This window comes from Fodinicola feengrottensis (genome assembly GCF_039530045.1).
Classification (GTDB): Bacteria; Actinomycetota; Actinomycetes; order Mycobacteriales; family HKI-0501; genus Fodinicola; species Fodinicola feengrottensis.
Genome location: NZ_BAAANY010000001.1, coordinates 360,629 through 377,793, shown reverse-complemented (window position 1 = coordinate 377,793; position 17,165 = coordinate 360,629). Strand labels below are relative to the sequence as shown.

Genomic DNA, 17,165 nt, shown 5'->3' with positions numbered 1-17,165 from the left:
GTTGCGGACCAGCGGCTTGCTACGGTCGCTGGGTGCATATCCGCGTAACCGGGATCGTCATCGAGGACGACCGGATTCTGTTGCTGGACCAGGACACCGATGGCGATCGCACCTGGAGCCTTCCCGGCGGGAAGGTCGAGGATGGCGAGACCCTCGCCGAGGCGCTGGTGCGGGAAGTCCGGGAGGAGGCCGGCGTCGTTGTCGAGGTCGGCCGGATGCTGTACGTATGTGATCACGTTGGGGCGCACGTTGTTCACATCACCTTCGAGGCTCGCCGAGTCGGCGGCCGAGTCGGGGCCGGTGAGCCCGGTAAGGACTCCCGACCGATCAGAGGAGTGGAATTCGTGACGATCGCTGACCTGCCGGGGCGCGGGTTCAGCGAGCGTTTCGTGCAGCTGTGCCAGGATGGATTTCCGGGCGCGGGTTCGTACATGGGGCCGAAGTCAGCGATCGGCTTGGGCTGACCCGCCGCGACCGCAGGCTGGGGCGGTGGGCGCGAGCAGGTCGAGGACGGTCTGGTCGAGGGTCTGCAGCGGTTGGGCTCGGTCGCGGAGGCTGTGGATCCAGCGCCACAGCCCGCCGGCCAGCTCGGCGGTCTCCAGCGTCCGGTTTTCCGTGTCACGGACAGGGCGCAAGCCGATTCCGCGTGAGCCGCCGAGCAGCTGGCGGGATCGAATGGCGGTGATGGCCGTCCGGCCGGCTGGGGTGTTCCAGGCGGCACCGAACAGGTACCTCGCGACGGGCTGGTGGCGGCCGCCGGGTGGGCCGTCGCCGCACCAGGTCTGCAGGTTGCCGACCCGGTGGTGGATGTCGAGCTGGCTGCGGCCGGGTTCGGTCGCGGCGACCACGTCGCCGACCGCGTACATGGTGTTGGTCGGTTCGGCGCCCAGGGTGTGGCGGTGCAGCTCGGCGCGGGTGGGCAGTCGGGCACCGGTCCAGGCGGCGAAGGCCGCGGCGCCGATCCAGGTCACCCAGTACGCCGGGTGGTGCTCGTAGCCGCGGCTGACGGTCCACTGCTTCGTGGCCGGGTGCAGGTGAATCCGGCCGCCCCGTTCGTGCGGCATCGGGATGTGCAGCAGGTGGGTCCCGGTGTGGGTGTTGGGTAGACCGAGGTCGGCCAGTTGGTTGAGCAGCTCGGCGAATTCGACGTTGGTGACCAGCAGGTTGCGCCACTGCGGATCCGGGCGGACAGGCTCGACCGGACGGCGCGGGTCCGTGCTCGGCGGCGGCGGATCGGGATCGTCGATCGGCTCTGTCGGGCGAACGGGTGGGTGGGAGGTGACGTACGCCGGGTCGACCGGCGGGACGCAGACGGGACGGCGGCGGATGGTTCGCCGGCTGCGTGAACGGGTGAGCCGATAGAGGTGGGCTCCTGCCAGCCAGGTCTGCGCCCGGGCGCAGGTGTCGGCGTCGACGAGACCGGCCTGGACCAGGTCCGCGGCACGTGTCAGGCAGGCGGCGAGTTCGTCGTCGACCAGTTGGGCCTGCTCGGCGGTCAGGACCGCGTCCAGGGTGGGCCTGGGTGTCGCGGTGGTGAAAGTGTCGTCTCGCTGGCTGCTGGCGGCTGTCGATTTCCCGATCGCCGGCCGGGTTGGCGCGGTGGCGGTGAGCGTGGTGAGCTGTTCGGGATCGATGTCCAGGAAAGGCGCCAGGTCGGCCATGCACCCGGACGGGTTGAGCACGTGCTGCTCGTACGGAACGTGGGCATACGCCCGGCTGGCGACGGCAGCGGCGGTGATCAGGGCGCCGAGTGCGACCAGGCGGGTGATGCCGATGAGATCCGACGGGCTGTCTCGGGGCAGCATCGCTGCCCACCGCTGGTGTCCGGGTCGGCGGGCAAGCTGTGCGAGCTGGTCGTAGCGGTCCGGGTAGCGCCATCGCTGCCACAATCGGCCGCGCGCGAATGAGCTGGCCACACCCAGTGGGCAGCGGGTGAGCACCACAATCGGGGCGTCGGGAAAGATGCGCAGCAGGTTCGGTACGCCGAAATACAGGTTGGTCTCCTTGACTAACTGGCGCGGCGAGCTGTACTTGCTGGCCACGAATCCAGCCAGCCAATGCTGACCGAGCCCGCTGAACTCGCACGGCTGTCCTGGCTGGCCTGCCTCGTCGAGGTCGGCGGAGTGCAGGTCATGCAGCGCGGCCATGGCCGGGTTGAGCGTGGACAGGGGGTGCTGGGCGCTGATCTGTTGCCGCAGCGGCTCGTTGTTGGCGGCCAACACCGGCTGCAGGGTGTCTGTAAGCCAGTTCGAGCCGACCCGTTCGCTGATGCCCAGAACGAGCAGCGGCGGCTGGATTGCACCGCCATGCCCTTCGTGCTCGGTACGTGCCGCTTGGACGCGCTGGTCGATCTCGTCGATCACCAGCACTGCCGGGGCCGCTAATTCCTCTGCGGTGCCGTCGGCAGGGGTTGTGGTCATGCGGACCTCCGGCCAGAGCTGGAGTGGTGAGGTATTCGCATCGAACTGGCTCCGAATTCTCTTCGTCCGGCGGGAAAACAGACATAGCCGAGCCGGTCAGGCCGGGCGGTCGTCGCGGTTTCTGAGGAAACGACGGTGTTTCAGGTAGTTGGCTAGCTGACGGCGGAACTCGTGGGCCGGCCAGCGCATCCAGTCGACGTAGTTGGCTCCGTCTGCGCGGTGCTCGGCCTCGGCCCTGACCTGGGCGTCGATTTCGGCGCAGCGCCGAGCTAGAAGGCGATCATGGTGCTTTCCGGCCCGTGCTCGGCGCAGCCAGCCGTACGAGCGCCACCACACGCGCCACACCGTCCGCCCGACGCCGCGCAGGATCGTCCTGCTGCGCAGCGTCGGAGTAGGTTGGCCTTTCATGTCGCTACACGACATGGGAGATGCATTTTTCCTTCGTATTCGAAGAAAGGCCGGGCGATAACACCGCAACGGGCAGGCTGGTTGTTTTCCCACCACCCCGGCCCGACCGTTGCAGCGCTACCGCCCTTCGACCCGCCGCCGCAGCGATCAGCGGTACGGCTGACGGGGAGCTTGAAGTTGGTCATGCGCCGCGTCCGGTGACTGCCGCCGCCAGAGCGACCTTGCCCTCCGCAAGGAGGGTCGGCAGCAGTTCGCCGTTGGTCAATCGCGGATCAAGTGGTGCGGCACCAGCGAGCTTCCGCTGATAGTGACGCTGGTGGGTGACGATCTCGGCGACGGGAAACCAGACCACGTCGCGGCCGTTGCCGACGTTGATTCCGACCACTGTCAGCTGGCAGTCATCGCAGGTACCACGTAGCAGGTCGACGTGACCCTCAAGAACGGCCTCCGCGTGCAGCCGACTCGGCGCCACGACTTGGTGACCAGGACAGCGGATCATCGACGATCCCCTTCGCAGTTGAACAGATCCCTCAGGCCAACGGCCAAGGGAACGGGTGGGCGTGCGGTTCGTGCGGCCGGCCGAACAGCTCGACCAGCGGCACCCATGACTCAGACGGCGTCGTCCATGCCCGAAGGCCGACCAGCGCGCATTGACACAGGCGGCAGCGTGCAGCCATCAGATCGACCCATCCACCTGCCGGAACCCAGACCTCAAGTCCGCAGCCAGGGACGTACAGCCCGATGGGTTCGTGACGGCCGTCGCGACAGCGCACAGGTCAGATCAACGAGTTGCGCGACGGCGGCACACGGCGACGCGCGTACTCGGCCGTGGTCATCCAGCCGTGCGGAGGGTTGCCGTCGCCGTTGGCGTCGATGCCGATGATCGGCTCACGGCACCGCAGACAGCGCGACGCGGCCAACGCGGTCGTCAAACCATTGCGCGTACGCGCGACATGGAAGGCGAATTCCGTGTCGGGATCGTGGCTGCATAGCGCTTGGACCGGCGAGGCCGCGCGTACGTCGCCCAGCCCCAACACCGCCACACTCGCGCGCCCGCGATCGGCTGGGCACGGACGGCCCGCAACAGCGGTCGCGTGAAACGGCACGGTCGCCATCACGACACCTCGGCCCGCATCGCCGCGGCAGGCTGAACCGGCGCGCCCTTAGCGGGCCAGGAGTCCTCCTTCAGTGCGGGTTTTGGTTCGGCCTTCACCAGCGACAACTCCCGGCCAGCCGGTAGGCCGACCAGTGCCTCAACCTGCCTGTACAGCGGCGGCAAAACTTCGTCTCGGCCCGGCGTCCCCCGACTTCCTCGGGCGGCCGCCTGCGCCTTGCGCAGGTCGTCATAGATCATTGGACATGCCCCTTCCTCAACGATGCGGGCGAGTAGGAAACCGAGGCCGGTGCGGGTGTCTTTGGCGAGCCCCGTACCCGGCCTCGGTGCTTCTATGAGGTCACCGCCGCCTCCCGACTGACGGACTTCGCGCGTTCGGGTGCGCGCCTGCCGGGCGGATCGTCGATCCAAACCAGCTCAGTCGCACCCTTGTGGCCGTGGATCCGACGAACCTGGCCGATGGATGTCAGAACCGACACCGAGGGCTCTTGGGAGTCCCAGCACAGGCTCACCAATCCAGACGGGACCGTCCCGTGGGCGATACGCCACACCCAGACACACCTGTCACGTCCATCGTCTCGATCCAGGTGGAACCGCGTCAGCCACCGCGCGTGACCAGGTCTTTCGGCATCGATGTGGCTCAGGTCCACATCTGCAGAAGTCTCGCGCAGGTCGCTCGCCATGGATGATCGCCTCCTCGGCCCGATTAGGTGCCCTGTCAGGGGGCAGCTCTAAGGTCTCCCGGACCGGCGGACTTAACGCTGTGTGGTGAACAAGACCCGGAGAGTTCTGGATTTCCGCTGTGACTATCTTTACTGGAATCCAGCCTTACGGGCAACAGTTCGCGTAGGAATATTTTCCTCCAGTATTTGAGTCGGCGCGCGGATCGTGCGCAGATAGGCTTCACAAGGAGGAGGTGGTCATGGCAGAGGCAACGCCGCGCACGCGCCGGTTGGGCGCGCTGCTCAAGCAGATCCGCGAGGACAGAGGCTGGTCACAGGCCGAGACCGCCGCCAAGCTCGGATACAAGGCCGTCTCCACAGTCAGCAAGATCGAGAACGGCACACAGGCACTGACACTCCAGCAGCTGCCGCACGTCTTCCTGGTCTACGAACTCACCGACACGCTCGTTCAGGAAGAACTCAGAGACCTCGTGCGACGCGGCAACGAGCCTGACTACTGGGAACGCTACGGGAACGTCGTCAGCGACCTCCTGAACAGCTACCTGGTCAGCATCGACACCGCTTCCCGCCTTTTCGTTTGGAATCCTGGCGTCATCCACGGACTCCTACAGACGCCCGACTATGCGCGGGCCATAGCCCAGAGCACCAAAGTCTGGACAGACGAGCAGCTCACCGGCTTCGTCGATCTGCGACTCGAACACCAAGAGGTCGCTCTGCACAGGCAGCCGCCGCTGCAGGTCGAGGTGATCCTGACCGAAGGCATCCTGCGGCAGGAAGTCGGCGGCCGCAGCGTCATGCGCGCCCAAGTTCACCACCTCGTCGACCTAGCCCACAACGACCCGAACATCACCATCCAGGTGATCCCCTTCTCAGCCGGCGCTCACGCCGGCGTCGACGGGCCGTTCATGTACATGACCTTCCCCGGAGGACGCGACCAAGTGTCGATCGAGTCCACACGCGCAGCACTACAACTCACCAGCAAGGAGGAGGTCGAGGGATACCGCAACATCAAAGACCTGCTCCAAAAAGACGCCCTAACCACCGCCGACTCAACACGAGTCCTGGCCTCGATCGCGGAAGACCTCGCATGAACAAAAACGACCTCGACCCGCAATGGATCACCAACCAGCTCAAGAACGCCTCCTGGCAAAAAAGCAGCCGCAGCAGCGGCAGCCAAAACTGCGTCGAGATCGCCTTCCTGGACCACCACATCGTCGCCCTCCGCGACTCGAAAAACCCGCAGCAGCCACCCCACCTGTTCACCGACACCGAGTACGACGCCTTCGTCAACGGAATTCTGGACGGAGAGCTACGCCGGTAACGAACTTCCCCCGAGGGCTTAGGAAGGTTCAGCCTGGGCGACGGTCAACAGTCATGTCGCTCGTGGATGATATTCGCAGGCAACCACATGGAAGCCGGGTCTGCGGCCTCCTACGGCTGTTGAGGGCGGCAGCAGGCTATCCACGGATGCTCGGCATTGGGATGTCGTCGATTACCCAACGAACCCTTCTCCAGTGGAACCCTGATCTATCTGAGGGCAACAACAGAACGAAGCGCGAACCTCGTGTTCACTATTCACGCGCCGCCGACGGGTGGGTTGTGCGATAACAGAGACATGGACTCGAACAGAGCCGTTGACTCGTGTCGTCACCCGGACCGCAAGCGGCATGCCCAGCTCCGGCATCAGCCGCGGTCGACCCCTCTATGGGTCGGCGATCCGGACGACTGGGCGGTTGTTCGGCAGTCACCGCGGCTCCCGCTGGTCTGCCCGGAGGCTGGTTGCGAGGTCGAACTCGTGTCCCACGAGAACCCCCGCAATAGATACAACCCCCGGTATTTCCGCTTCAAGTCTGTCGACCGCTCGTGCGATCACTGGGCCGGCCACGACAGCGGCGGGGGCCAGGAGACCGCCCAGCACGAATGGGTGAAGTTCCGACTGACAAGGATCGCCCGCCAGCTCGGCTACACAGCCATCCCCGAGCACCCACCGACACGAGCCGACGTCTTCGTCCAGGAACTTGCGTACTGCCTGGAAGTGCAGCTGCGGTCCACTCAGTTCACCAAGCGGACGCAAGCACGGCGAGCCAAGGGTGGACAGGTCTGTTGGTGGATCGTTGAAGGACCGGACACCAAGGCGTTGACCACGGCCTTGTTCACGCTGCCCGCCATCCGCTTTCGGGTCATCGACAAGAACGACCCCCGAGGAAGGCCTCTCGCCCCATGGGCAGATCCCGGTAATCGTGACCTGGCGTTCCGGGCTCGTCTGCAGGTGTTCGCCACCGTCGCCCACGCTCCGGCACGGAACAGAACCCCGCGCACGTCGTCATCATGGTTCCGAACCGGGACGATGGACGGCTACACCTTTCTCGCCGAGATTCTTTCGGGGCGCCGCCGCTGGTATACCCCTTACCTCCTCGGACAGGGCACCGGACTGTGGGCGCTCGACAGCGATGTCGAAGCCTTCCGAGCTTTCCGTCGACAAGAGCGTGCCAGCACTCGCACGACAACGCTCCCGGTCGGAACTCCAAACGTCCCTGGGCATGCCCTGAACTTGCCACCCGCCACGGCGATCGTTCCCGCGCCGGCGCCACCGGCAATCCAGCCAGACCCGCCAACAGTGTCATCTGCCCTCCCTCCCCCAGCGCCGCCCGAACCCGACCCGAACTACCGCCGTACACCCCCGCCCGCTACGACCACTGCTCCACATGCACCGTGGACACCGCCTCCACCGCGACCACGCCGGTGGTGGCAGTTCTGGCGGCTTAACTAGCCTCGCGGCGCGGCACGAGGATGCGTTGCTGGTGACCGGCTAGTTGCTCCTGAACATTGCCGAGCCGCTGCGCCGTACGTTTGAGGCGGTGCCGGGTTGTGGCGGTGGGCAACTGTGCCCATAACTGTGGCGTATTCGCTGGCTTCCAACCTGCGCGCCCCCTGAAACCTGCGGCCGGCAGGCCCCCACCGCACATCACCTGACGTACGCGATCCGGCCTGCCGGCCAGCGGCCGGGAGTCACCCAGCTCCACCGGCCACGGGAACAAACCTACACAACAACGGTGTTTCCGGCGCCCCAGTCGCTCCCGTTCCCCGACCGCCCACCGAGGCCCACGCTCCGGCCGGGCCTACCGATCCTTGTGTCCAGTCGAGCAGTTGCACGGCAAACTTTCCTGCGCGCTACCGCGACGTGCGTTGCTCGATCGTATGGATAGGTGTCACGCTAAGTCCGTGGCCGTGCCAGCGCCCCCCGTCGCCGGCACGGCCACCCGCATGTCTTCACCTGAAGCCTGCAGTTCAGGCAGGCGAGTGTCGGATCGACCCTGTGCAGCGTCGCCGGTCGCCCCACCATTCACCGGGTCAGGGTTCGGTCGCCCAGAATGACCGGCGGCGCGACGTCACTGTTGTCCAACACGATCGAGGCCCGGCTGGCTTGGTGGCAGGTACCCAGGTAAATCCGTTGGCCGTTGATATCACCGGACGATCTCCAGGAGCGCTCGGCTTCGGAACGGTTACCGTCCAGTTCCTCGGCCTCATAGCTAGCCATGCCAGCGGCCTTGCTCGTCTGCTGAAGCCACTGCCGCAGATCGGAGTCGCCGTCCTGGCCAGCACTTAGTGCGGCCTCGACATCGGCCCGGCCTGTGGAGTCTGGAGTGGCGTCCAATGCCATGCCCATCACTACCTGTGCCACCTGACGCTGGGTGTTGTCGTCAGCAGCTTCTAGCTGCTGGTACAGCTCCTTCGACAGCAGCTTCCGGCGATTAGCGGCCATGCTTCGGTCCTCTGGACGGGCGTGATGGTGGAGCATACGGTGGGCGCCTGGGTGGTTGAGATGGTTGACGCTTCCGTGCTGACAGCTGATTGGTCTCACGCTGCCGCTTGGTGATCGTGCTAGGGTTTGATGCCTTCGGCTCGGATGGCCGCGGCGCAGTCGTAGCAGAGGTCAAATGCGGCGCTCATCGCAGCCAAGTCGCTTGCCCTGAGCTTTGAGGTAGCGGATGCCGCGGATCTCAGCGTCTGCCCACTCGATGCCGGGCGGCACGGCCTCGAGGTTACGAGCCTCCATCAGCTCGTTGACCAGCTCCGGAAACTCACCACTGCGGCCACTCGCGATGACGAGCCGCTGGCCACCTCGGTGTTTTCCAGCCGAGCTATGGGCCGCACTAGAGCTGACTGCCAGGATCCGGTAAGAGATCGCGTACCTGTCGTCCGTAAGGCTCGGACAGCCTCAACCTTTAGTCAACTCTCCGCGATCAGATCGTCACGAAGCGCAGACTGATAGGTGCCCGTATGGTCGCGCGGTGATGATTTCGTTGATCTGCGCAGGCCGTGGAACTAGACGAAGGCATAGCCGATGAGTATTGGCAAACGCTCGAACATCGCGATCTGGCGGCTGACCATGCCCGAAGACGTTAGTCCGAGCGAGCGAATCGACGAGGTAGTCTCCATCTATGGACAACTTGTCGAGGATGAGCCCTTCAAGCACCAACCACTAAGAAAAGTGGAGATCGTTCAGGACTTTGACAGTGTCAGCATCGCACTGTATGTGAGGCGCAAGAACAATGTGGGACTACTACCATTTATTCAGGGCCACCTCTCCGTGCCTGACGACGTGAAGTTGTTTCGTTCCGAAAGTGCAGATGCCTGCCTGTTTATCGCAACCAAATTAGCAGTATTTGCCATCACTTCGGGCGCTGGGTATCGCATCATCGAAGGGCTCGTTGACTATTCTTTCCCCTTCGACACAGCCAAGAAACTGATTGCCAACAATTTCAGCGAATCGGCCGTCCGGGAGTTCGCCGGCACAAGGACGAGTCGAGTAGAGACCTACAGGCGAGGACATTCCATAGACCGGAGCGATACTTTCGGGAAGGTCTGGAAGAAACTAGTAGGACGGATCGACAGTTCACTATTGGCGAATAGCAGCTACCTGCGAAGCATCATCGATCCCGCCCGACCGCCGGCGGTCGAGATCAAGGCCGCCTTTGTACTGCGCAAGCGGCTCGATCTTGCAGAAGTTGTTGCCCTCGTCGCCGAGTTGGAGACACTCCCGGAGCCGAATGCAGATCAAGCCCTACAACTCTCATTTCTGGACAACCTATACCCGATAAAAAACAACAAGGATATCGAAGGACTATTGACCGATCGATTCGTCGAGAACCTTCGACAAGTATTGCTCGGCAGTGCCGAGATTGACCTAGACATGTCCGACCCGGGTGACATCACCCGCTACAATGCTGGTTCGGACTTCAAAATTGGCCGCCTCGAAATCTCAACAGGGCCTCCCGATAAGGTACGCCTCGTTGAGGCTATGAGGAGCATATGTGCGTCATCTGTCAGAACTGTCGAGGGATTTCGAGACCATGCTCTCAGCCTTGGAATTAGCTACTCCATCGATCCCGATGATCACGCAACGAGGATTAGGGACAAGCTAATCAACTTCTTGCACGGCGAAGTCGACTATGAAGGGCAGACATATTTTCGACTGGACAAGATCTGGTACCGAAGTCAGGGCGATTTCCTTGAAAACCTCAAGCGAGACTTCATTGAGGAGGTCTTCTCGACGAGCCGCCCCGTGCTGCTCGCCGACGTGCCATTCCTCACATGGAGAGATGACGAAGATGAAGACGGTTTTAACAAGAGACAGGCGCTGGTAGCGGGATTCCACTATGGCGACAAAATCTTCGCCCGGTCGGACCGCGGCAAGATTGAACTCTTCGACCTGCTCAAGGTTGACGAAGACAACCAAAGGCTCTACATCGTGCATTCTAAGGATAAGTTCGACGCCAAGATGCGGGACGCGTGTTCTCAGATAGTAATGTCTTCCGAGGTGATTGACAGCGACCTCGATAATGGCCGCCCCCTACTGACCAGATACTTCGACGACTGGAAAGCAAGTCCCCATAACGCCGACAAAGGGATCTCGAAGGCGACATTCCTCAAATGGTTCGACCTTGAACTCGTGTACGTCGTCCTGTGTTCCACTCGCCGAGATTTTGTGCCAGTAGACTTTGAGAACGATGCGTTGCACTCACACATAGCACGCCGTGAGATTTTGGCTACGAAGAACGAGTTCAAGGGACGTGATGTATCATTTCGACTGGCCCATACACGGCGTCAATGATCTCCCAGGCATTCCCGTCGCACCCACTCGAGCATGGCAAAGCGGTGGCGCGCTGCAGAGCACCGGCACAACTATGCTCGTCGGTCGCGGACGACGAGCGATGAGACAGCGACACGATGACGCACGCGCCAGCCGATTATCTTGCTGAGACATGTGCCCGCGAGAACCTAGTATAGTGGTGACCCTACCCGTAGCGGACCGCAGTCTGGACGTCCCTGTCGTGCCAGAGAATTGCCTCTTTTACTGACTGCCCGACGTCCGGGGCGTGAATCACCCAGGGTGCAAGTTGGGTGGATTTTGATGCGGTTGGGAGCATACCGAGGTAGATGGCAACGTGGTGTTGGCGTCCGGTGGCGTCTCCGGGCGTGTAGAAGAAGATAAGGTCGCCCGGTGCCATCTGGCTGTTCGGGATGATGTGCCCGTACGGGACTTGCTGACCTGCGACGTGGGGTATCCGAATCTTTCCGCTGCTGGCTTGGTAGATCGCGTACATCGTGAGTCCTGAGCAGTCGATGTGTCCGCCTGTCGCGCCGGAATATCCGCCGGCTCCCCATTCGTAGGGTGTTCCCAGGAGGCGTTTGGCGTACGCGACGACGCGTTGGCCGAACGGTCCGGCCATCGGACAGACGCTGGTGGCGATGGCCATGACGATGCGGGTGGCCAGTGGTTCGTGTTTGGCGTAGGCGTCCGGATAGCCGCTGCGTTCGACTGCCTGGGCCGCGACGGTGAGCGGGAGGGTTTGCCAGCCCGGGATGGTCAGGAGTTTTCGGTAGAACTGTTGGGATGCGTACGTGGTGTCTTGGAGCTGCGCCGGGGTGCCCCAGCCTTGCGACGGGCGTTGTTGGAACAGGCCTACGGAGTCGCGGTCGCCGCCGCTGGTGTTGGTCAGGCTGGATTCCTGCATCGCGGTGGCGACCGCGATAACCCAGCCGCGTTGGGATATCCGCATCTGCTGGCCGACGGTGACGATTGTGGCGGCGTTGTTGAACATCTCGGCGGTGATCCCGGTGCGAGCGATGTCCGGCGGGAGGGCCGGCACGCACCCGCCGGTGGATCCGCCAGTCAGTCCGAGGCGGCCGGCGATCGCCAGGGCAGCGACAAGAATCAATACCAGGGGAAGAGCAATGACGAGCAGAGGCTTTGACACGGGCGTGGCTCCGTTCGAGCGGACGCGGGGAACTGCACCTACGCCCGGGGCGACGAGCAGGGTGCAGGGTGCGACAAGGATCGACAAGCGGATGCATCCGACCGGCGGTGAACGACGGACTAGCCTGAAAAAGGGGGAACGCGTCACGCAGGCTGTGCCGGTGAAGGAAGGTGACCGGCCGGGTGGCGGCACACAGCCTCGCTCCACCTTGGTCAAAACCGCGGGTGACTCCGCGCGGCTGATCCTGCCGGCCGTGACACAGACGACAGCGCATTCTGTACGGACTCGTCTGGGGATCGCGCTGGGTGACGGATCGATGAACCTGCCAGCATCCGCCGATGGTCGCCGAGTTTCGATGGTGGAAATCGGGTCCGGGGTTGTCGGTGCCGAGGGGTAGCGTGCGGCCATGAACGACTCGCCGAGCGGCCGCCGACGCGCTCGCGTGTTCGTCGGCGACTGCGGCGCGCTGATGAACGAGATCATCGAGGGCACCCGCAACGACAACCTGACCAGCCTGCTGGCCGCGCTCCACTACGACGCGGCTGTCCTTTACGTCCCCGGCACGTGGTGGCTGAGGTCGAGCGCTACCTACCGGAACAGGCGCGGGAGCGGACGCGTGCCGTCGAGCCGGCCATGGCGGTCGCGCGCTGGCGGACCATGTACGCCCCATATGTGCGGGTGGTCGATGTGCCCGACAGTTGGGGCGCCAGCGACCCCAACGTCCAGGCGGTCGCGCGGGTCGACGCCGATGACGTACCTCTCGCGCGGCTGGCCTTCGCTCTCGCCCGCTCGCCCGCAGACTCCGATCACGGCCGCGCCGACAGCCGCGACACAGGTTGCTATGTGCTGGCCGAGGACCCGCACCTGACTAGCCACGGCTTCGGGGAGAAGGACCGGCTCCCATTGCTGCTCGCCGCGGCAAACGAAGGTGAGTTGAACTTGATCGCGCGGGCGGCGGCGATCCCCCTGGCGACGGCGGAGCTGTTGCTGGTCGGCGCAGTGCGCGGATTCCAGAAGCTGCCGGTGATCGCTCAGACGGGACTAGTCGCCGCGAGCGGCTTTCTGGTCTATCACTGGGCGCACGATCCAGAACGGCCCGGGCGGCTAACACAGGTCTTCGATGTGGTCACTGATCTGGCCGCACTGACCATTCCCCCGCTGCAGACCATGTACGAGCGGTCCTACGAAAACACGCCCCTCTGGGAGGCGCGGGCCGTTCGCGCCGCCAGCGAACGGGGACTGGGCGAGCAGGTTGCGCGCACCCTGGCGGTGGCGCCAGACGGCGGCATGCTGGCCCGCGAGATCGCGCGCGATCTTCAGGTACCGGGCTCGTTGCGGGCACGGACTGCGCTGGTGCGGGAGGAGCTGACCAGCTGTACGGCGTTCTGTCAGGCCAGCCGTGGCAGGTGGCGCCTCGGGCAGCGTCTGGTTGACCACGAGCCAGAGGTGCCGGCGCGACTGATCGCGGATCGGCTACACCGCGCCCATCGCCGGTCGAGCATCACGCCGGGAGCGATCACGGCCGAGAACCCCAGGCGCGCTGGGTAACGGCGAACACGGAATCGCCTCCGGCCAAAGCACACCTTGCCTCCTCTGCGTGCCGTAGAAACGGCGGCAAGCCCGTCACCAATTCTCGACGTACGGTCGACCGGGTACCCTGCGTGCCTCGACTTCGGTCGACCACCGTCTGACGCTGCGGTTCGGGCGGAAGGCCACGCTTGTGCACGTCGGTCTCGATGCGACCGCCCGACACGACCAGCAGTCCAGACCTGCACAACGTCGTCGCCCAGGGCGACGGTGGTATCTGGCGCTCAGGTAAGGAGCGCTGGCGTACTGGGGCTACTGCTGTGGTCAGGAGTTAAGCGGGGTCGGGTCAAGGAGTCGAAGGATCGCGGCGGTCGACACCCGGTATCCACGACCGACCTCGATGACTGTGACCGGGAAGGTCCTGGTGCGGGCGAGCGCGTACGCACGGGTGCGTCCGATGCCCAGCGCCCGGCTCGCGGTGACCAGGTCAACCACAGCCGGAAGCTGGCGGATCTCCTCCAGGGTGAGCGGTGTGGTCGGTTGGCGTGGGGGCGGGCTAGTCGACATCGGTGGCTTCTTTCCCCTCATCGTCGGTGTCGTCGCCGTGGTTCAGTCGGGTGGTCGACAGGTCCAGGTATTCGCTGTTGAGGTCGATCCCGACGTAGGTGCGGTGCAGGGAGAGGGCGGCGATGCCGGTCGTGCCCGAGCCGTGGAACGGGTCCAGTACGGTGCCGGCCGGTGGGCAACCGGCGGCGATCGCGCGTAGCGGGATGTCGATCGGGTAGGCCGCGCAGTGGATGTGGCGGGTGGGCCGAGTGGCGATCGACCAGACGGTGCCAGGGTTCTTTCCCTGCGGGTGGCCGTAGGTGTGCCGGCCACCGACGTTGAGGCCGGCATAGCGGTGTGCGTGGGGCAGCTGTGGGTTGCCGGCACGGTATTTGCCGGTCCGTTGGCGTGGTGGTTTGTCGCGGGTCTGGCCGGGGCGCGGGGTGATACCGGCGCTCCGGTGCGGCACTCGGATCGCGTCCAGGTCGAAGTGGTAGTTCTTCGCTCTGGTGAGCAGCAGGACGTATTCGTGGGTGACGGCGAACCGATCGCGAACCGATTCGGGCATCGCGTTGGGTTTGTGCCAGATTGCGGCCGACCGCAACCACCACCCGTCCTCTTGCAGGGCGATCGCCAACCGCCACGGGATCCCGAGAAGGTTCTTCGCCGGTAGGCCGGTGCGGGTGTGGTGACGACGATCGCGGCGTTCGGGTTGGGTGTCGGCGAGGCTGGGATAGTGGCTGGCGGCATCGACGCGTCCGGTCTCACCGGAGGCGTAGGAGTCGCCGATGACGATCCACACGGTGCCGGTCTCGCGGAGCACCCGCCGGGCTTCGGCGAACACGGCGACCAGGTTCCGCACGTACTGCTGCGGGGTGGGTTCCAGCCCGTACTGCCCGGTGGTGGCGTAGTCACGGAGCCCGTAGTACGGCGGTGAGGTGACGATGCAGTCGACTGACGTGTCCGGTAGGCCGGTGAGGACTTGGGTGGCGTCCCCGGCGTAGAGAGTGACGCCCGGCCGCTGCCAGTACGGCGCCGGTTGGATCGTCACAGTGACACCTCCACGGTGCTCGGCGTTCCTGCCTTCGATGACCCAGGCGCGCTCGGGCTGAGTGGGGCCGGAAGGGCGTCGAGGAGGATCCGCAGTGCGGTAGCCGCCTGCTGGGGCACGACGCCGTTGCCGAGGACTTTCAGCTGCGCGCTGCGAGGCAAGGCGGTCCCAGTGACATGGCCTTCGGGCAGACCCATCAGCCATTCCACGAAGACCGGATTCAGCCGTGGCCGCCCGGTGGGGCCGATCGAGGTCGGATCCGGCGCGAGCCGCCCGAGGACGTTTTCCCAGCGGCGGATCACGGCTTCGTATGGTCCCCAGTGGGTGCTGGCGTTCGGGTCTGTTTGCCAGGCCGGCAGATTGGCAGCGGCGGTGACGGCTTCTCGGGGCGGGGTGCCGGCGGCGATCTCGATGGCTTGTTCCAAGCGCGGTCCAGAGCCGCTGACCTCGATCGCATTCCGGCTGGTGCGGCCGGCGCCTCTCAAGGGGGTGGGCATGACCCGCATCGCGGCGGCGGACAGGGTGTCGTCGCCGCGGGAGCCGGCTTGTTTCGGGGATCCTTTCGCGCCGTCGGAGGCGCGGGGGGTCGGCCATAGCCGCGCCTTGTGTTGGCGGCAGGTACACGGCTTGATTCCGGCTGCGCGGGCGTTGATCTCGACTCCGGGCGGGGCCAGCTGGCAGCGCCACACGTCGGTCAGGTTGACCTGCTGCCGAGGCTGGTGGGCTCGTCGCTCGCTGACGCATCGGCCGCCGGCGACCACGGCGTCCACGGTCTGCGGTGTGGGCAGCATTTCGTGTCGGGCGAGGTGGTCCAGGCCGGGCCTGACGTGCGCCCCCGGGGTGGGTGAGGCGTTGCTGCCGTACGGGCTGGCGGTCGGTGTGGGCAACATCAACTCGATCGCCGCGGGCAGGTTGTTGGGAATGGGAGTGTCGGGGTAACCGGCTCCCTTGCCGTCACGTGCCAGCGGCGTCGGCAGAATCCTGTCGGCGGGCGGCGAGGATGAACATCCGGTCGCGGTGGTGGGCGGCACCGATGGCAGATGCGCGTAGGCATATCCAGCTCGTGTCATACCCTGCCGCGGCCAGGTCACTCTGCACCCGGTCGAGTCCGCGAACTCGGAGGGCGGCAACGTTTTCCACGAACACGAGGCGGGGTCGAAGGACGCGAATGCCGTCGGCGACGGAGATCCAGAGGCCACTGCGGGTGCCTTCCGTGAGGCCGGCGCGGGTGCCGGCGTTGGAGACGTCTTGACAGGGGAAACCAGCGATCAACACGTCCACCGGCGGCACGTCGGCCCAGTCGACGAGCGTGATGTCGCCGAGGTTGGGTACGCCCGGCAACCTGTTGGCCAACACGGTGCCGACGTGCCGGTCGGGGTCGGCGCACCACACGACCTGACCACCCAGAACCTCGACGAGGCCCTGGTCCAGACCGCCGAACCCTGTGCACAACGAACCGATCCGAAGCCGCGGGTTCGGGCGGTGCAACCGGCTTCTCACCCGCGCACCGCAGGCGCCCGGCCGGCCACTGTCGAGCCCGTGGCAGGCGTGCCCGACACGAGAGCCGCATCGGCCCACTGCGGTATCTGCAGGTCTTGGTCCGGCGGATCGGTGATGACGCTGTCCATGTGCGGCAGGCGCCACCAACGCGGCCACCGGTACTGGTCGATGATCGACGCGACCAGAGGCGCCGGCGCGGGCCCGGGCGCGACGTAGGCGTACGAGGATCCGGCGTCGTTGATGGTGGGTACTCGCTGCCACTGCCACCGAGCGGCCCGCAGGGCGGTGTACTGACCGGCGCGAGTGAGGACGCGCTGGTAGCCAAGCGCGAACGCGGCCCGTCGAGCGGCGGCGTAGAGCATCTGCGCGGCGTGGTAGTTGTCGCCGATGTAGGTGTCGACCAATTCGAGGGTGACGGCGTCGCACAGGCGTTGCCCGGTGCTGGGCTGGCCGGCGATGGTGGCCGCGATCGGGCGCGCTTCCCACTGGCCGGTGTGGGCCTGGGTGGTGCGCGTGAAGGGCTGGTTGTCGTCCACGTCAAACACGGCCAACGCGAAGCGAGTATCCCGGTCGGGCTCCGAGTGCGGGTAGTACCGGCGACCGGTCGAGGGCACGAGACGCAGGAACGCGCGGGCGTCACGGACGGTCACGGGA

At 65.2% G+C, this 17,165-nt stretch carries 19 protein-coding genes; 6 read left to right on the top strand and 13 right to left on the bottom strand.

The window, feature by feature from the left end:
• Positions 1–32: 32 nt before the first annotated feature.
• Positions 33–464 carry an NUDIX domain-containing protein gene (locus tag ABD301_RS01775; protein WP_163568058.1) on the top strand — a complete coding sequence of 144 codons (432 nt, stop codon included), beginning with the start codon at positions 33–35 and terminating at the stop codon, positions 462–464.
• On the opposite strand, the gene ABD301_RS01770 is transcribed toward ABD301_RS01775, so the two are convergent.
• The 5 genes from ABD301_RS01770 to ABD301_RS01750 all read right to left on the bottom strand — a co-directional run bounded on the left by ABD301_RS01770 (position 444) and on the right by ABD301_RS01750 (position 4,182).
• Positions 444–2,420, bottom strand: coding sequence for an SUMF1/EgtB/PvdO family nonheme iron enzyme (locus ABD301_RS01770; RefSeq protein ID WP_344306470.1), 1,977 nt, complete (start codon positions 2,418–2,420; stop codon positions 444–446). The two genes, ABD301_RS01775 and ABD301_RS01770, sit on opposite strands and share 21 nt — an antisense overlap.
• Before the next feature lie 96 nt (positions 2,421–2,516).
• Positions 2,517–2,828 carry a hypothetical protein gene (locus tag ABD301_RS01765; RefSeq protein ID WP_344306468.1) on the bottom strand — a complete coding sequence of 104 codons (312 nt, stop codon included), beginning with the start codon at positions 2,826–2,828 and terminating at the stop codon, positions 2,517–2,519.
• A gap of 181 nt (positions 2,829–3,009) precedes the next feature.
• Positions 3,010–3,327, bottom strand: a complete 318-nt coding sequence (locus tag ABD301_RS01760) for a hypothetical protein (protein WP_163571985.1) — start codon at positions 3,325–3,327, stop codon at positions 3,010–3,012.
• Positions 3,328–3,604: 277 nt separating this feature from the next.
• Positions 3,605–3,943, bottom strand: a complete 339-nt coding sequence (locus ABD301_RS01755) for a hypothetical protein (protein ID WP_163571984.1) — start codon at positions 3,941–3,943, stop codon at positions 3,605–3,607.
• On the bottom strand, positions 3,943–4,182 hold the full coding sequence (locus ABD301_RS01750) for a hypothetical protein (protein WP_163571983.1): 240 nt from the start codon (positions 4,180–4,182) through the stop codon (positions 3,943–3,945). Before ABD301_RS01750 ends, ABD301_RS01755 begins: the two co-directional genes overlap by 1 nt.
• A 682-nt stretch (positions 4,183–4,864) precedes the next feature.
• Here ABD301_RS01750 and ABD301_RS01745 point away from each other — a divergent pair.
• The 3 genes from ABD301_RS01745 (at position 4,865) to ABD301_RS42735 (ending at position 7,395) form a co-directional block, all read left to right on the top strand.
• Positions 4,865–5,716 (top strand): helix-turn-helix domain-containing protein, encoded by an 852-nt coding sequence (locus ABD301_RS01745; RefSeq protein WP_344306465.1) that lies wholly within the window; start codon positions 4,865–4,867, stop codon positions 5,714–5,716.
• The gene (locus tag ABD301_RS01740; protein ID WP_163571981.1) at positions 5,713–5,946 is read left to right on the top strand and encodes a DUF397 domain-containing protein; all 234 of its coding nucleotides are present in this window, start codon (positions 5,713–5,715) and stop codon (positions 5,944–5,946) included. The genes ABD301_RS01745 and ABD301_RS01740 overlap by 4 nt, the downstream gene beginning before the upstream one ends.
• 294 nt (positions 5,947–6,240) lie before the next feature.
• Complete coding sequence (locus tag ABD301_RS42735; protein WP_486320478.1) at positions 6,241–7,395, top strand: competence protein CoiA family protein; 1,155 nt, start codon at positions 6,241–6,243, stop codon at positions 7,393–7,395.
• A 573-nt stretch (positions 7,396–7,968) separates the two neighbouring features.
• Here ABD301_RS42735 and ABD301_RS01735 read toward each other — a convergent pair.
• Entirely contained in the window at positions 7,969–8,388 is a 420-nt protein-coding gene (locus ABD301_RS01735) for a hypothetical protein (protein ID WP_344306463.1), read from the bottom strand.
• 171 nt (positions 8,389–8,559) lie between these two features.
• A complete protein-coding gene (locus ABD301_RS01730) occupies positions 8,560–8,682 on the bottom strand; it encodes a hypothetical protein (RefSeq protein ID WP_279582165.1) in 123 nt (40 codons plus the stop codon).
• A 288-nt stretch (positions 8,683–8,970) separates the two neighbouring features.
• On the opposite strand from ABD301_RS01730, the gene ABD301_RS01725 reads away from it, so the two are divergent.
• The gene (locus ABD301_RS01725) at positions 8,971–10,740 is read left to right on the top strand and encodes a DUF6119 family protein (RefSeq protein ID WP_344306460.1); all 1,770 of its coding nucleotides are present in this window, start codon (positions 8,971–8,973) and stop codon (positions 10,738–10,740) included.
• Between the two features lie 184 nt (positions 10,741–10,924).
• On the opposite strand, the gene ABD301_RS01720 is transcribed toward ABD301_RS01725, so the two are convergent.
• Positions 10,925–11,887, bottom strand: coding sequence for a C40 family peptidase (locus ABD301_RS01720; RefSeq protein WP_163571978.1), 963 nt, complete (start codon positions 11,885–11,887; stop codon positions 10,925–10,927).
• Between the two features lie 564 nt (positions 11,888–12,451).
• Between ABD301_RS01720 and ABD301_RS01715 the strand changes: the two genes are divergently transcribed.
• Positions 12,452–13,435 carry a hypothetical protein gene (locus ABD301_RS01715; protein WP_344306457.1) on the top strand — a complete coding sequence of 328 codons (984 nt, stop codon included), beginning with the start codon at positions 12,452–12,454 and terminating at the stop codon, positions 13,433–13,435.
• 303 nt (positions 13,436–13,738) lie between these two features.
• Here ABD301_RS01715 and ABD301_RS01710 read toward each other — a convergent pair whose 3' ends face one another.
• The 5 genes from ABD301_RS01710 to ABD301_RS01690 are packed head-to-tail and all read right to left on the bottom strand — an operon-like array spanning position 13,739 to position 17,161.
• Positions 13,739–13,981, bottom strand: a complete 243-nt coding sequence (locus tag ABD301_RS01710; RefSeq protein WP_163571975.1) for a DNA-binding protein — start codon at positions 13,979–13,981, stop codon at positions 13,739–13,741.
• Positions 13,971–15,011: a DNA-methyltransferase gene (locus tag ABD301_RS01705; protein WP_344306455.1), complete on the bottom strand. Its 1,041-nt coding sequence runs from the start codon at positions 15,009–15,011 to the stop codon at positions 13,971–13,973. The genes ABD301_RS01710 and ABD301_RS01705 overlap by 11 nt, the downstream gene beginning before the upstream one ends.
• Entirely contained in the window at positions 15,008–16,042 is a 1,035-nt protein-coding gene (locus ABD301_RS01700) for a hypothetical protein (RefSeq protein ID WP_344306453.1), read from the bottom strand. Before ABD301_RS01700 ends, ABD301_RS01705 begins: the two co-directional genes overlap by 4 nt.
• On the bottom strand, positions 15,966–16,511 hold the full coding sequence (locus tag ABD301_RS01695; protein ID WP_344306451.1) for a DNA cytosine methyltransferase: 546 nt from the start codon (positions 16,509–16,511) through the stop codon (positions 15,966–15,968). Before ABD301_RS01695 ends, ABD301_RS01700 begins: the two co-directional genes overlap by 77 nt.
• Positions 16,508–17,161, bottom strand: a complete 654-nt coding sequence (locus ABD301_RS01690) for a hypothetical protein (RefSeq protein WP_344306449.1) — start codon at positions 17,159–17,161, stop codon at positions 16,508–16,510. Before ABD301_RS01690 ends, ABD301_RS01695 begins: the two co-directional genes overlap by 4 nt.
• Positions 17,162–17,165: the final 4 nt, after the last annotated feature.

Excerpts from the sequence above, each read along its gene's own strand:
- ABD301_RS01770 (WP_344306470.1), bottom strand. The coding sequence starts at position 2,420 with ATGACCACAACCCCTGCCGACGGCACCGCAGAGGAATTAGCGGCCCCG.
- ABD301_RS01765 (WP_344306468.1), bottom strand. The coding sequence starts at position 2,828 with ATGAAAGGCCAACCTACTCCGACGCTGCGCAGCAGGACGATCCTGCGC.
- ABD301_RS01760 (WP_163571985.1), bottom strand. The coding sequence starts at position 3,327 with ATGATCCGCTGTCCTGGTCACCAAGTCGTGGCGCCGAGTCGGCTGCAC.
- ABD301_RS01755 (WP_163571984.1), bottom strand. The coding sequence starts at position 3,943 with ATGGCGACCGTGCCGTTTCACGCGACCGCTGTTGCGGGCCGTCCGTGC.
- ABD301_RS01750 (WP_163571983.1), bottom strand. The coding sequence starts at position 4,182 with ATGATCTATGACGACCTGCGCAAGGCGCAGGCGGCCGCCCGAGGAAGT.
- ABD301_RS01745 (WP_344306465.1), top strand. The coding sequence starts at position 4,865 with ATGGCAGAGGCAACGCCGCGCACGCGCCGGTTGGGCGCGCTGCTCAAG.
- ABD301_RS01740 (WP_163571981.1), top strand. The coding sequence starts at position 5,713 with ATGAACAAAAACGACCTCGACCCGCAATGGATCACCAACCAGCTCAAG.
- ABD301_RS42735 (WP_486320478.1), top strand. The coding sequence starts at position 6,241 with ATGGACTCGAACAGAGCCGTTGACTCGTGTCGTCACCCGGACCGCAAG.
- ABD301_RS01735 (WP_344306463.1), bottom strand. The coding sequence starts at position 8,388 with ATGGCCGCTAATCGCCGGAAGCTGCTGTCGAAGGAGCTGTACCAGCAG.
- ABD301_RS01730 (WP_279582165.1), bottom strand. The coding sequence starts at position 8,682 with ATGGAGGCTCGTAACCTCGAGGCCGTGCCGCCCGGCATCGAGTGGGCA.
- ABD301_RS01725 (WP_344306460.1), top strand. The coding sequence starts at position 8,971 with ATGAGTATTGGCAAACGCTCGAACATCGCGATCTGGCGGCTGACCATG.
- ABD301_RS01710 (WP_163571975.1), bottom strand. The coding sequence starts at position 13,981 with ATGTCGACTAGCCCGCCCCCACGCCAACCGACCACACCGCTCACCCTG.